At 65.1% G+C, this 15,558-nt stretch carries 5 protein-coding genes and 1 pseudogene; 4 read left to right on the top strand and 2 right to left on the bottom strand.

The window, feature by feature from the left end; genetic code table 11:
* Positions 1 to 3: 3 nt before the first annotated feature.
* Positions 4 to 426, bottom strand: a complete 423-nt coding sequence (locus tag LV78_RS13615; protein ID WP_253845625.1) for a hypothetical protein — start codon at positions 424 to 426, stop codon at positions 4 to 6.
* A gap of 1,297 nt (positions 427 to 1,723) precedes the next feature.
* On the opposite strand from LV78_RS13615, the gene LV78_RS13610 reads away from it, so the two are divergent.
* From LV78_RS13610 to LV78_RS13595, 4 genes and pseudogenes are all read left to right on the top strand, one after another.
* Positions 1,724 to 4,090 carry a CHAT domain-containing protein gene (locus tag LV78_RS13610; RefSeq protein WP_253845624.1) on the top strand — a complete coding sequence of 789 codons (2,367 nt, stop codon included), beginning with the start codon at positions 1,724 to 1,726 and terminating at the stop codon, positions 4,088 to 4,090.
* An 11-nt stretch (positions 4,091 to 4,101) separates the two neighbouring features.
* Positions 4,102 to 4,428, top strand: a complete 327-nt coding sequence (locus LV78_RS13605) for a hypothetical protein (RefSeq protein ID WP_253845623.1) — start codon at positions 4,102 to 4,104, stop codon at positions 4,426 to 4,428.
* 685 nt (positions 4,429 to 5,113) lie between these two features.
* The gene (locus LV78_RS13600; protein WP_253845622.1) at positions 5,114 to 9,388 is read left to right on the top strand and encodes a hypothetical protein; all 4,275 of its coding nucleotides are present in this window, start codon (positions 5,114 to 5,116) and stop codon (positions 9,386 to 9,388) included.
* Between the two features lie 698 nt (positions 9,389 to 10,086).
* A pseudogene (locus LV78_RS13595) lies at positions 10,087 to 10,892 on the top strand (IS5 family transposase).
* Between the two features lie 252 nt (positions 10,893 to 11,144).
* Here the strand turns inward: LV78_RS13595 and LV78_RS13590 are convergent.
* Complete coding sequence (locus LV78_RS13590; RefSeq protein WP_253845621.1) at positions 11,145 to 15,548, bottom strand: P-loop domain-containing protein; 4,404 nt, start codon at positions 15,546 to 15,548, stop codon at positions 11,145 to 11,147.
* Positions 15,549 to 15,558 lie beyond the last annotated feature (10 nt).

The raw sequence follows: 15,558 nt of genomic DNA, 5'->3' as shown, positions 1-15,558 counted from the left end.
CCGCTACCGCCGGGTGGTGAGCGGACCGTGGCCGTCGGGGCAGCTCTCTGGCACCGGCTCGCCTGCCTCAAACACCGGGTAGGCGTAGTCGCAGAAGCCGCAGCGGTAGAGGATCTCGGCGGTCGGCGCGGCGACGCCGGGCAGTTGTGAGAAGTGGGCGCTGCTGTAGGTGGTGCCCAAAGCGCCGCTGTCGAGACCGCGCTCGGCGTCCGGGGTTGCGGGGAGCAGGTCGCGCAACCGCACTAGGACCCGGTCGTGCGGGGTGAGCAGATCCAGGATGTCGTCAGCGACCGGCTCGCCGTTGTCGGCACGGGCCAGCATGGCGGCCAGTTCGCGCTCCAGGAACGCGCTGTGGACGTCGCCGACCAGGGTGGGCAGGTCCGAACGCACAGCTCGTGCGGCAGCCACGACGTCTTCGTCCCGCATCCGTCCTCCGTCCGCAGATGCGCTACATCATTCTCCTGAAGCGGCACTCGGTCACCGCACTACGCGGGGTTCACGCTACTAACGACTTCGTGCATGGTTGGCCTGCCAGGCCAAGATGATGTCGCAGACCCGGTAATCGGGCGCGACGAGCGCGGATTGAGTAGCAACCATTATGTGCAAGCTGCACGAAATCCTTCCTCAGCACGCCTGCGTCGGACCTGCTTGTGGCGGGCGGCTTCAGGTGATATTGATGCGGATCGGATGCACTGGCGACGCGATGTGCCGTTCAACTGGGCATCTGCGCGGCGAAGTGAATGGCGCGGCGTGATCACCGGTCAGGACTCAGTCCATGGGGGTAGAACCGAAGGTACCCGGACCTCCGGTGGAACCAGGGGAGCGGTGTCGAGCCCGATGCGGGCGGCGTGCCCGAGGACTGTGTGCCAACCGCCCTGGGCCACGGTGTGGGCCAGGCAGTTCCGGCACTCGCTGCGGCCTGCGCAAGCGCTGGTGCGGTCGATTTGGCTGCGGATGTGGTTGAACGCGCTGAGTGGTTCGTCGGCCTTGACCAGGAACCAGATGCCGCTTCGCTGGTCAGAGGGCAGTCCAGCGGTCACCGCAGTGCTGCGGGGCGGGTCAACGTGGTCGCCGTGACGACGGATCACGAAGTGACGGTCGAGGGTGTCGACCTCGTTGCCCTCGGGCTGGTGCGTCCGCGCCCAGGCGTGCACCTGGTCGACAGTGCCTGGCCCTCACAACAGTTCCACCGGGTGGTGAGTGGTCTCGAACCGGGGGTCGCAGGCCAGTTCCTTGACGTTCGGCAACTCCATGCTGCTCTAAATCCGAAACTACTTTCAACAGAGCGCGCCCATGTTACCTCCAGACTGCGGTGGCGACGACCAAAAACCGCCGATTCACTCATTCGGGCCAACGCTGTGGGTTTGGAGGGTCTTGCGTCGGAAGTCACAGATCCGTCCAGTGACGAGCTCCCGGTGCCGCCGGGTGTCGTACGGCGGAGGTCGACAGCATCAGCATCGGGACGGTTTCAAGATCGGTGTGTTCGGCCCGACACGCCGGGTCTGGGGGCCGACACGGCCGTAACGCGGTGCGGGTGTTGGGATGGGCGTAGGGATTGCGCCCGGCGGAATGGTGTACCAGCGCCGCGCGAGAGCTTGATCGGCACTTCGAGTGACATCTGAGCAGCGTGTTCGCGCAGGTGTGTTTGCCGACAACTCTCTGTGACGTTCTGCCGTGCCCAAGCGATAGATCCCTAGTTGTTCATCACAGAGCTGGGGGTTTGATGCTGATCGCCGCGAAGGTGCTGGCAGCGTTCGGTCGAGCGACACGGGCTTGGCATACCCCTGATCCGGCCAAGCCGGTTTCGGCATGGATCAGGCGGTTGGCTAAGTGGCTCGACCACGGCACGAGCACCTGGAAGAAGCTCCCGAAAGATCTCGACCTGGAGATCTCCGAGCTCGACGGCTACTTCGCCGGGCTCTGTTACGCCAACGACCGAGATATGGGTAGTGCTGGTATCTCCGTGGCCAGAGCGGGCATGATGCGAATGTTCCGAGACATGAGTCGTTCGCGGAGCCCGTTGTCGAAGGACACGTCGATGGGTCGTACCTACGAGGTACTTGCGCGCATCTACTTGCGTTTCGGCGATTGGAAGTTGGCCACGGATGGCTTTGGGTACGCAGCAATGTTCTACGGTTCTGTGGAACGACGCATTAGGGCGTATAGCTTGGCCATCCTCTGTCAGCTGATGATGGAGGAACACGAATCCGCGTCCGAGCTCTTGGCGGACATGGGAGAGGGAGCAGGCTATAAGCGTTACTTTCTGCGAATCACCAGAGCGCTCGCCGATCCCACCGCAGACGTCCTCGATGAGCTGGACGGGCTTCGTGCCACGCGTTGGATGGGGCGCGACGTGTACGGGTACCTCGTGTCGCTCGTCGTCGGTCGCCTGACCCGTGACGGTCACCTGAATGAAGCCTTCGAGGTACTCGAGGAGGCTTGGCTCCACTTGGACAAGCCGAAAGCGGACGCCTGGATATTGGCAGATCTCCGGCAACGGCGGGCCATTCTGTTGCTGAAGCTAGGACGTCCGGCCGAGGGCAGGGACGAGGCGCTCGTGGCGTGGCAGTTCCTCGACTCCATCCGGTACCAAGCTTGTTCGCATACGCAGCGCCAAGCCGCATGGCGTTACTGTGCTCCGTCGCGTTATGTCGCTTTGCGGGCATCGATAGAGCTTGCAGATACCACCGCGGTCGGTGTCATGATCGAGAACTGCCGTCTCCAGTCTGTCATCGCCGCTGTCGTCGAGGTTGATACGGAAGAGAGCGAGAAGATCCCCGATGAGGTCAACCTGCGGTCAGAGCGAGAATCCGATGGTTCGGAAGACGAGCCCCGACAGAAAGCTGGCGGAGCAGAACACCATGCCGGAAACTCCTTGTTCGCAGCGCTGAATGACGCGTTCAACGCAACGCGGTTGCTCGCCCCTGCTCCGGTGAATGCCGAGACTCTGACGCTCCCACCGGGAGCTTTCTGGTCCACCCAGATCGAGCAGGGCGTACTCTTCTGGTTTCTCGCTGTTGACGGTGAGGCCATTGCGACTGGAATGTCCGACCTCAACGAGCACGTGAACTTGCAACCGGTGCTCCGTGCACTTGCGGGGTATTCGGCAGCATCCGAACCTCAGTGGTGGAGCCTGCCTCCCTATGTGCCACAGCCGGGTGACTACTACGAACCCGTGCAGCATCTCGCAGAGTGGAAGTCGCCGGAGGAACAGATCATTTCGTCGACAGTCGGCCGTCTACTCCCGCAACCGCTGGTTGCCCTGCTTGACCGACCTCCTACTGGCGGGTCGCTGCGACTGACGATTTCAGCCGCCCGTGAGTTCGCTGCGGTGCTCTGGCCGATCGCGGTCGTACCTGGCAGCGACGACAGGCTGGTGGAACGAGCAGTGCTGCGGATGTGGACATCGAGCACGATCGAGAGCAGTCGGAGTGCGCGACGCACCAAGACGCCTTCGGTCGTTCCTTTTCTTCTGTCCTGTGAGAATCCCGACGGCACACTTCGTGATCGCGCCGCAGCCTCCGTCGCCGGTGCCGCACGAGTGGAATTACATGGCCTAGATGCGACCAAGGATGCGATTCTTCAGGCATTGCATGAAATCGGCCCTAGTGCACCTGGGATTTTCTTCTACTCAGGGCACGCCCGGAACGACGTCGACCCCTCGTACTCGACTCTTCCTCTCGCAGGAGAGGACTATCTGCGTGCCGGGGAGTTCTTCGGTGAATTCGATGACGGAACGCCGTTCTTGCCCATGCCGACTCATGTGATCCTCTCCTGCTGCTCCAGTTCGAGCGGTGCGACGCTCGGTGGTGAGACCATCGGTCTTGCCGCCGGCATCATCAAGTCGGGTGGACAACAAGTGATCGCGACTGGGGTCGACGTCTTCGATGCCCCGTTTACGCAGGCGCTGGACGATATCCTCGTCGCGGAGATGCTTGCCCCTCAGGCCGATGCGGCGACACGCCTGCGTGGTGTCCAGTTGAGGATGCTAACCGAGTGGAAGGTCTACTCGCTGCGTGGCGGGATCGGGTACACCGAAGACATCAAAGATCCCCACCCCATCATCTGGGCTGCCTACCAGGCCTTCTGACAAGGAGACATATGATGATTCGCCTTGAAGTGTCGCGCGAACTCGCGGACGATCTGGTTGCCGAAGGTCTCGCTATTCGTCCCGGCACCCGGAGTTCGACCGCTCAGTTGGTGATCGCCGGAGCCACTGCGGCGGCCACGACTATCAGTCTGCTGCAAGCACCTGACACGTTTACCAAGCTGGCCGCGATGATCAAAAAGAAGTTTGTTAAAGATAAAGGCGTGATCATGAAGGTCAAAGGCAGTCGCGGCAATATCGAAATTGCCGTGACGCCTGAGACAGATGTCGAGACGCTGGCGAAGATGATCAAAGAGGGGCTCGTCGGTGACTTGGAGTGACTCAGCTGAAAGTTGGAGCGTCCAGCCGGATCGACCGACGATCACAGGTTCTGACGACCTGCACGTCTGAGGTGCGGTTGGCACCCGCCGTGCCGACCCGGTCACCACGCAGTTGGTGACGTCACCGCGCGGGCATCTGTCAACTTGCCGCGCGGCGCGCCGTTGGCAGCAATGTGTGATCTCGTTCGTAGCGGGCGTGCTGCCCGAGTCCAAGTGCACGGGCGCCGTGTCGGACATCGTGCCGCCGAGCGTGTGCTAGTCGTGCGGGTGAGCCGTCGGAGGCCAGTGGCGGCGGCTTTGCCTCCTGTCGGTTGGTGATCTCGGTTCGTGCCGCAGCCCTGACCGGACCTCGGGTGAGTGCCAAAGAATGGGGCTGACCTGGGGATTCGTTCCGGCAACTTGGTCGTGGAGGCGCGTTTCGCGCTGACGCGGCCGGATGTATCAGGAGACGGTGGAGGGTAGGTCTTTGACCCGCTCGGCAGGACCAGTCGTTACAGACATGCTGTGAACGTCGGCTTCAGAGGGTGTGAGGAGACAGGGGCCGCGTCATCAGGCATGGGTTGGCGTGTCTGAAAAGCCTTGAAGGGTGCCGACGGGTTGGCGGCACCCTTGCCGGTCGGAATTTTGTCGGTGGTGCGCGTCAGAATGATGGTGTCGGCGGTGGCCCATGAACGGGAGTGGACGGTTGGACGAGGCAGAGATCGCCAGGTACCTCGAGCTGGGGCAGGAGAACGCTCAGGTCATGGACCTGGCTGCGAATCACTGCCAGCACATGCGGTTCGTGGAGTTCGGCGGCCGCGGGACGCTAGAGGAGATGACCGGGCTGCCGTTGAACATGCGGCGGGTGGAGTGCCCGGTCGCCATCGGAAACACAGCCGGGATGCGGTTGGACCACCAGGCATTCGAGTTCTACGCCGAGCACTGCGTGGGCTGTGACTTGAGGAGCCCGACGGGGCGACTTCCAAACCTGGAGACCGAGGTTCTAACCCGGCAGAACGAGGCCGAGGCCGCAGAAGCCGAGCGCGCTGAGAAGCTGCGGGCCCGCTGTGTTGCTCGCGCTGAGCGGATGGAACGACGTCGCGGCCTGCGGGCGACCGCGGACCCGGCTACCGCTGGCCTGCTGGACGACCTCGACGTTCTCGATCCGGACCCGGCGGTTGACGTCGACGTCGACGCGGCGGCCGCGGCGCGGCGCCGGTTGACGACGGTTGCCGGCCGTGCGGCAGACCGGTTTGATGAACGCATCATCGACGAGCTGTTCGATGCCGTGGAGGGCGTCGGACTCGCCGAGCTGTTGGAGCCGTTGCGGCACCTGACGTCGCGGCGGCCGGAGCTCGCGGAACGCTTGGTGGCGACTGCGTTCGCGGCGTTGCGGACGGCCCCGAGACTGGAGGCTGGCCGCTGCCTGACAGACCACCCGGACTTGGTGGACGCGGCGGCGGTCGATGATGCAGTCATCTGGGCGGTCGTGGTATTGGCGGGGTCGAAGACACCCAGTGACCATCATTTCTCCGGCCCGACGCCGGTGGTGCAGGCGAACGACCCAGGTCCGTTGCGGGTCCTCGCAGACCTATGTCCGGACAGGTTGGTCGCCCGGCTGGGTGGGATGCTGCCGCGGCCTGCGGTGACGGGCTTCATCGTGAACCCAGCGCACAAGCCGCCGCGGGTCTCCGACTTCGACCGGCGGGCCGCCGCTGGCGCCATCGAGTATCTCGCGAGCACCCATCTCGAGCTGGCTGTCCAGCTCTTGCCGAACTTGGTCGTTTCCATGGATGTTCCACCGGAGGATAGCTACGACGCTGGAACGGTCGGGACCGCCAGGAGGGCAGTCGCCCGGATGTTCATCGCAGCGCCCGTCCGGATTGCCCGGCTGCTGGAGGAAGCGGGCCGGCACGCGGCCGAAGAGATTCGAGACGGCCTCGTCGGCTCGGTCCGACATGCCCTGGACATGATCGACACCGAGTACATTCACCGTCGCGCTCAGGACCCTGTGACGACGCCTGAGGAAACGGCGGCGGTCACCGATGCGGCATTCGTGTTCCTGCTCGCCCGTACCGATGATTCGTGGGGGCACCAGGTGGCCTTCTCCGCAGCCGAAGTGATCGAGCAGATGGGACGCCAGCGCAGTGACACCCTCGCCGGACGTCTGGATGCGACGCTGGGTGCGTTCGTGACCCTAACGCGGCACCGGCTCACCGAGCAGACAAGCGTGCTCATTTCTGCCGCTGCGCCGGACCCGCTCGCGGGGATGGAAGCGTATGCGCGCAAGAACAGCCTCTTTCAGGCTGCGCTGCGCCTGTTGAGGGCGGTGGAGTTCGCATCATCGACGGATCCGTTGTCAGTGTGCGAAACCATCACGGCGCTCATCACGAGGGAACGCGACAGCGACCTGGATTCCGACGTGGTGCGCCCGCTCTTGGCCACCCTCGGCGAGGTCGGCCGCCGTCACGGGAGCCAGCCCCGAGTACTCCAGGCCATCCTGCCGACCCTCCACACCTACCTGGTCGATGCCGACCCCGGACCACGTGCCGCAGCGCTCAAGGCATGGACGACCATCGGCAGAACCCACGCCCTTCCGTCGACGGTCGCCGACCTACTCCCGGCGCTCGTCTCGGACACCTACGTCGTGGTGATTGATGCCGTCCTCGATGCCGCGTGCGAACTTCCTTGGCCCGACAAGGAGTCCCGGGTTCGGTTGGCGCTTCACGCTGCGGCTGTGATGGAGGGCATCAACGTCTCCAAGCACCTGGAGACGTTCCTGGCCTCGCTCGCGGTGCTGCGGCACCACGTGCCGGACCTAGTTGCGCTCGCTGAGCTGGAGAAGAAGGCCCTGGCGCGGGTTCCGGAACTCGAGTGGCATCAGGCGACCGAGGTGACTGAGCAGCCGTGGCAACCGGATGCACGAGTTGCGCCGGAGCTCGCGGTGGTGTGGCTGGCGCTAGCACCGCAGAGGACTTACGGGCTCCGGCAGCACGACGAGGCCGAGGAGGCGTTGAACGGGCTTCTCGACTGCGGCGTCGGCCTCCTCGGCCTCCCAGCGGCCGAGATCATCAAGGTCGGCGCGGGGCACTCTCCGGAGTCGCACTACGGATCGATGGAGTACGCCGAGGTTCTCGCGCGAGCAGAGCGCCGGTCCCATGCGTTGGCGCTGCTCGAAAGTGCGCTGAGTCGTATCCCAGATGAGCCGGCCCGCAGCTCACAACGCGCTCTGGTCGTGCTTGCGGGCGCGGTCGGACGTCTGCAGGTGACCCTAGAGCCCGACTTGCCAAACAACGCGAACGTCCGAGAGGCGGTCGACGAGGTCAGGGCCGCGATCGGCATCTGCCTAGGTCACTCCGAGGACGACCTTCGGTGGCTGCGGCCGTTCGTGAAGGCCGCTGCGGTCCGGGCGGCGATCGTCTGCGCATTGCTCGACCTTCCGAGCTCGGCGGAGGTCACCGCCGGGCTCGCGGATACCCCGTCCGACCAAGCGACGGCCGATGTTGTCGAGACAACTGACCCGGCCGAACAGTTCAAAGCACGCGCGCAGCGACTGCGCGACCTGGCGACCACCCTTCAGCACGGCGGGAAATCCACCGGGACAGCGACCCACGGCGGTGTCGTCGTCACCGGGCGGCTGCTCGACGCCGTCGCGCACCTGCTCGACGCCGAGGGCGCCGACCTGAACGCCGATCTCACTCAGGCCCGAGCTCACCGGACCGCGACAGCACGCCGCGCCGCCGCCATCGACCTAAACGCATACCGGGACGACGACCCGCTCCTCTCGCGCGCCCGAGCCCTCCGGGCCACCCTCGCAGCAGATCCAGATCAGACTGCGCCCATCGGCCTGGGCGCGGTTCTCCCCGCTGCGGCCGGTCTCCCGGCCCCGTTGCTGTTCATCCGCTCACCCGAACGTCAACACGGCTCCAGGCCATGGAGGCCGCCAGCTGAACCTGAGCCGGACAGTCCGACGGTCGCGGTTGCCTTGGTGTCAATCGACGACACGCTCCTGACCGGTCCCGCCATCGTCGACCCGGCCCTCACTCATACCCTGACCTTGCAAGTACAGACCGACCCGTGGCCAGCGTGGGTCGAACGGCTCGACGCCGAACTGGTCAGCACCCTGAACGAAACCGAACTCCAGCGGCCCGCGCTCACCTGGCAACGCAGCCAGCACGCCGATGACCCGGAAACCTACGAAGGCACTGGCAGCCTCCACGTGCGGTACGCCGTCCCCACCACTCAACAAGCACCCCCGGTCTTGGTGCGCCTCACCTGGCGCGGCACCGACGAGACCGGCAACCCGAAGAGCCAGCCTCTCGACGTCGCCGGCCACCGCGAGTTCCGTGTCCGCCCCTACGACCAAACCCGCGACGCCACCACCCAATACGAGGTGTTCGACGAGCACCTCCTCGGCATCTACGAGAAGCTCGCCATCGCCGGCTACCCGCACAACCAGCTCCAGCCGTTCGCCCGACTCCTCAACGCCGTTTCCCGCGCCGGGCTCGCCATGACGTGGAACAAGAAATACCGCCGCGGCCAGTATGTGAGCGAGCGCCAGTTCCACGACGATCTCCACGCCGCTCTCCTCGCCGATCCCACCCTCGAAGGCCGAGTCGAACGCGGAACCGCTCTCGCACACGGGTACCTCGACACCCGGCACGACGGCATCACCGCCGAACTCAAGGTCGCGCGCGACCAGCCCGTCACCCCCAAGTCCGCCACCAAGTACATCGGCCAGCCGACCCAGTACGCCGCCGCCGACGGCGTCCGCCTCTCAATCCTCGTCGTCCTCGACATGAGCCGAAAGGTCCTGCCCATCGGCACCCCCGAGAACTACCTGTTCGTCCTGGACCCACAGCAGCATGGGATGACGGACCCGCACTCGCCCAGCGTCGTCGTCACCCTCGTCATCAACGGTAATCTGCCCGTGCCCAGCAGCTGGTCCCGCCGCAGGACCCCGACCACTGACTCCTTCTGACCCACGTGCCACCGGCGAACGCACCTCCCACTCATACTGGTGATCACGCGAGTCGAGCGCGCTGATGCCGCGGAGCGAGCGTTCGAACCCTCGGGTGCTCGTGCAATGAGAGTGGGCCCGTGTGCGACAGGAGGGTCTTCACCCCTGTAGGAGATCAACGGGCTGGAACCCGCCGCAGTGGCTGACCGTGTCGGTGCGCACGAGCGGGCCGCCTCGTGGCCTGCTCGGCTTGTACCCCGGTCGGTTCTTCGGGCCCGACCAGGTGAGGAGCGCAGCTCGTGAGATGCAGCTGCCGCGCCGTCCCACGGAGGTCGAGGCATTGTTCGGAGGCCAGTGGCGGCGGCATTGTCTCCTGCCGGTTGGTGATGTCGGTACGTGCCGCCGCCCTGGCCGGACCTCGGGGAGGGCGCCAACCTGCGCGATACCCGTTCTGCGGAGGGCCGGACCTCGGGCGGGAGTACCAAAGGATGGGAACAGGGCTGAACAGCGGTTTCTGGCTGGAACCCTGGTGGTCGAAGGCAACTTTGACCTGATCTAGAGACGTCGTGCTGGATGGGCGGTCGAGCGATCGCCCATCCAGCCGAACCCAGCCAAGTTGGTATGCCGCAGCTGAGGCACGGTTGACCGGCCTGCGATAGTAAGAGCTCCTTTCAGAATAAGTTGGTTGGTGTTTCGGCTGGTGGGGAACCCAATAGGGCATGGCTGCGCCGTGGATCGTCGATGACGAGCTGTGGGATCTGGTCGAGCCGTTGATCCCGGTCCCGACCGGGAACTTCCGATACCCCAGCCGTAAACGGCTGCCCGCCCGCGAGTGCCTGTAGGGGATCCTGTTCGTGCTGCACACCGGCATCGAGTGGGCCGACCTGCCCACCGAGCTCGGGCTCGGGCCGGTTCGACCTGCCGTCGCAGGATGGTGGAGTGGACCGAGGCCGGGGTATGGCAACGCCTGCACGAGGTGTTGCTGGCCGAGTTGCACGCGGCCAACCGGATCGACTGGTCCCGCGCGGCGATCGATTCCTCCCAGGTGCGGGCGCTAAAAAGGGGGCACTTCACGGGTCCGAGTCCGGTCGATCGCAGCAAGACCGGTTCGAAGCACCACCTGGTCGTCGACGGCGCCGGGCACCCGTTGACCGTGGCGGTCAGCGCGGCCAACACCCATGACACCGGCACGCTGGGCGAGATGGTCGACGCCCTGCCCCGCGTCGCCGGGAAACCCGGCAGGCCGAGGTGGCGGCCTGCGGTGCTGCTCGCCGACCGCGGCTACGACAGCCAGGCCAACCGGAACACCCTGCACCGATGGGGAATCGTCCCGTTGATCGCCCGACGCGGCCAGCCGCACGGCTCCGGGCTGGGGACGCTGCGCTGGGTGGTCGAACGCACCCTGTCCTGGCTGCACCAGTACCGCAGGCTGCGCACCCGCTGGGACCGCCGGGCCGACCTGCACCAAGGCTTCCTCAACCTGGCCTGCGCACTGATCTGCCACCGACGCCTCCGCTCATTCTGAAAGGAGGTCTTAGCTTGGGCGCGATTGGCCTGAATTCTACGATTTCGTTGTGTGGATACGTCGAACTGTGCAGCGTTACGGGCGATGTGGCTCCACCGCAGTGAAGCTGACAGGCGGCGGTCGGATCGCTCGGCCAGCCGATTCTATCCATAGGTGACGTCATGGAAGTTGTCCTTGCAGTAGACGCAGGACTCTGCTGCGGAATCTGTGGGTGGCGCGGTTCAGTTCGAGTGTCAAATTCTGTTGAGCGTATTATTTCTCGTGTTTATTGGCACGGCGGAGCAATGTTCGCGCCGAGTCACTGATCGACCTCCACTGAAAGTCGGAGGCGGTTTTCAGTGCAGAGGCTGCCAGTCGTGTCACTGGGAACGGGGCGACTTCGAACTGTTCGACGATGCCGAGCAGGTCGTTGAACACATGTCGATGTTCGTGCCGGGCGGCGATGTCGATCGCGTGAGCGAGGACCTGCGCCGATTCTGTGTGGGTCGAATGGAGCAGCAGCATTACGCCTTCGGTCGCCACTTCTCGACCTGCGTGATCGGCCAACCGTGCTACCAGGCATGCCGCGATGCCGCGCCACGGGTCGTCGGCCGTTGGGTCATAGGTGAGGATCGGTGCGTCTGTGGGGGTGAGAGGCGGAAGTCGCTGTGCGATGACCGCGCGTACCTGTTCCCAGCAGGCATAAGCGTCGTCCACACGGCCAGCGGCGGCGAGGAGTTCGATGAAGTGGACGGTGACCCCAAAGCGGGTATTGGGGCCGATGCTCTCGACTACCTCCCGAAGCAGGGTTCGCCATGCCCGGTCGTGGTCGAGTTCCAAGGCGCGGAGGAACAGGTGCTGCCACTCGCGGCCGGCGAATTGACGCAGGCCCTCGGTGGCGCGGGTGTAGGTCAGGGTGTAAGCGGTCGCCGCGAGTGCTGGCCTGTGGTGTTCCAGACTTTCGGCGAGGTGACGGAGAAGCGGATCGGGGTAGAAGAGCGGGACGTCCCTGCCGAGGCGGTGGAGCAGCGACTCGGCTTCGTCGGCATTCTCGGTGTCAAGGGTGAGGAGCCGGGACAGGATGGTGGCGGCTACCGTATCGACGTCTGCCGGTCTGCTCTCGGCACGCCACCGCCGTATCTCGTGGGCTACCTGGACTGCGGATGCATGTTCGGGGAGCACAAAGTCGGAGTGGCGCGCGGGTGCCACGGATGCTGGAGAGGCATAGTGGTCTTCCGGCTCGTCGGCAGCATCGGTTGGTGATGGCTGCCCGATCCTGGTTGCGGACGCTGCGACCAGCGCGGCGATCCGGGATCTGTCCTCCCAGATGTGGTCGACCAGGCTGGCGCTGACCATCTGCCATGCTTCCACCGAGTGCTCGGTCGGGCGTTCGCAGGCGCTCAGCGCTGCTTCGGGTTCTTCCGCGGCGACCGTGCCGAGGGCGACCCAGAAGCCTTGAAGAACCTCATCGCAGACCACATCCTGCAACGCCGCCGCTCCGGCGGCCATCGCGTGCGAGAGGTCGATGCCGTTGAGAGGAGTGGCAAGGGCGCGTAGAGCGGTGTAGAGGAGTCCGCCGGCGGGGTGGAGGGTGGCTGCGTGATCGGCCCACTCCCGCAGCGGGGGGACGGTGCCTCGCTTGTCTGTGTGGGTCACCACGGCTTCGACCAGGGGTTGCGCTGCGGCCAGGGATGCGGGGATGCGGATGGGGTCGCCCTCGTGCAGGGCAGGCAACGGATCGACGAGTTCGCTGATGGTGATGTCCTTGCGATCTCCGTACGCCGCCAGGTACAGGCAGCCCTCGGTCCATGCCTCCTGCGCCGCCTCCATCCGTTCTGCACGTTTGTGCAGGATGGCGAGCATGAATTGGTCCTCGGCGGGGATGTCATAGATGCCGATGATCCGGTTGACAGATTCAAGTCGCTCTGCGCCGAGTCTGCTGGCCGTGTCACGTTTGGAGCGCGAGTCTGCAGTGGACAGGAGAATGCGTAGGACCTCGTCCACAGGCAGGGCACCGGAACGGAGTGTCGGCCAGGGATTGACCTTGTTAGCCAAGGCGAACAGTGCTGAGGCCGCTGGTTCGTACCGGGCATCGTCCATGATTGACAGGGCATCGTGTAGGGATTGCCTGATCTCGGACTCGACGGCGTAGAGCTCAGCAGGCTGGGGACGCCCGCCAAAGCGCTCAACGTCGACCAGTACCTGGAGCTCTTCGAGGACGTCGGGTGCAGCGGGGCGCAGGCGTGTGCGCACGCAGAACTTCAGCCACTGTCGGTACCAGCTGTGGCCGGTGATGCCTTTCTCGTTGCGGCGCAGCGCCTTCTCATCACCGGTGGTGGCGGCGATGTCGAGTTCGCTGAGCCAGGCAGCCAGAGGTTCGAGGTAAGCGGCGCCGAACTCGCCGTTCACAGCAGTGGTGAGTTCATCCAAGAGTTGCCCCGTCGACAATGTCGTGGGGTCGACTCCTGCCTTGATCGCCCAGCGAATGACACGCGCGTCATCGAGATCATGCGCCAGCGCTTCGGTGGCCAGTTCCTTCGCCGCCTCAGCCTCATCGGTGGCGAAAGCGGCCGCGAGGCATGCCCATCCTCGGTCAGGGCCGTGGTCGAGCCGGTCGATGACTTCGCGGAGAGATGCTTCGCCGTACATGAGCGCGTAGAGCTGTGCGCTGGTGAAGGAGTGGACAGGGTTTTCTGTGTAGCCTGACAGCCAGGACAGCAGCAGTTCGGGCGCCTGCGCAGGACCTGCCAGCCGAAGCTCGCCGACCACGACCGCCTCGTCGACTCCGGCTTCACCATCGAGGTAGGAGACCTTGTTAGCTGCGCGCCATCGCCCCAACGTGGTCAGGTAGGCCGACCACGGTGGCGTGACACCCTGGTCGTCGCACAGACGGCACAGCACGACACCGACCCGTGGTTGGAAGGCGGGACGGCCGTCGTGCAGCAGCCGGTCGGCCAGCGCATGAACGCCGTGGATCGCGGCGAAGGCGCGTCCGTAGACGTGCGCCAACTCGTCGTTGTCGAGCCGCCAGTGGTGCTGGTAGTCCGCCGCCCTGTTCAGCTCGACGATCCGGGTCAGATCCGGTAGCGCGTTCAGGTCCATCGCGGCTTGGGCCGCGATGGCGAGGTTGGCCAGTACCGCATCGCCCGGCTGGCCGTGGGCGGTGGCGTTGACGACGAAGTCGTGAGTGCAGCGCTGGACGATGTCGGCGTCCTGATCGGCGGCATGCAGGACCGGGAACAGCCAGCGGAAGGCGCGCAGATCCTGGAAGAAGCCACGCTTGTCCAGCCAGTCCCGGATAGGGCTGAGCATCGCCTGGTGGCTGTCGTTGCCAACGCCGGTGTCGCAGTTGCGGATGAAGCGCTGGAAGCTTTCGTGGTAGATCCTGACTCCGTCGGTGTCTGGGCCGTCCATGAGCACCGGGGCCAGCAGTAAGACGACGTTGGGAATGACCGTACCGAGCAAGGGAAAGACCTCGCACAACTCCTCCACGGTCAGCGGGACTCCGACCAGCGCAAGGGCTCTGATCATCACCGCCGCTCCGCTGTCGGCGGTGGCGTGCCGGAACAGCCAGTCGTAGTAGGAGGCCAGGTCGTCGTCGAACACCGGAGCGTGCGACAGGTAGCCCACCACATCGAGATCCGTGCCGGGAGCGATGTCGCCGCGCATCATGCCGAGGGCAGTGCGGGCCAGATAGGTCGCGTACAGCGGGTTGCCTCGTGCCTTGTCCACAATGGTGTCCAGTACGGTACCGATATCCTCGACGAAGACGGAGTTAACGGCGGGCCCAGTGAGACCGGCCTGAATGCCCAGGCTGCGGATGTGGGCATCGGACCACGGACGTACGTCGATTACCCGTGCGGACCGCAACAGCGGTGCCAGGTGTGCGCCCGGCTGAGAACCCACGATCAGACGGACACTGTCGGGAAGGTCGAGCGCGGCCAACTCCTGAGCGATGTCGCCGGCCATACCCGGTCCCGGCTGGTTGAGCCGGTCGGCGTGGTCGAGGCCGTCGACGATCAGCGTGATGCGCAGGTCGGGATCCTTACGTACCGCCGTGGTGAGGACGGCTTTCAGTTCCCGCGGTCCGGCCGCGTACCGGGGTACGCCGTCGGCAACCAGAGCAGGATCGAGGTCATACAGTTCGGCGATGAGGCTTCCGAAGATCACCTCGATCGTGGACCGGCGGTCCCGGTGGGGGTCCTGCAACTCGACGAAGCAGTAGTGCGCCACGGCCAACTGCCCCTGTTCCAGCAGTTGGCGTCGTGTCGTTTCCAGCAGCCACGACTTGCCTGCTCCGGGCACCCCTCGAACCACGATGACGCCGGACGACTTCGAGTTCCCGACGAGCTCATCACGGGCATTAGGGATCGATACCAACAGGTTCGGGTCGAGCGGCAGATGTTCGGACACCCTGCCGAAGTCAGTGATCAGCGCCAAGGCCGAGGTGACGTGTTCGGGCCCGCGGGACTGCTTGTCCCCGCGGGCGGCAGTCGCCAACTGGATCAGCTGGGCAGCGGCATCGCCGAGATCCCTCGACGAGTTCGGGTAGTGCCCGATTCCCAACCTGGAACCGAGCAGGGTGAGCAGATGCTGTTCCAAATCGCCAGGCGCCCGCAGGTTCTGTGAACTGCGCGGGCATCCGGTCTCGATCACGAAGCGGCTGCAGAACTTCACGAAGTCGGAT

Source organism: Actinosynnema pretiosum, from assembly GCF_024171695.1.
In the GTDB taxonomy this organism is placed as follows: domain Bacteria; phylum Actinomycetota; class Actinomycetes; order Mycobacteriales; family Pseudonocardiaceae; genus Actinosynnema; species Actinosynnema pretiosum.
Note: the sequence above shows the minus strand (reverse complement) of the source record. Positions and strands in the feature narration are given on the sequence as shown.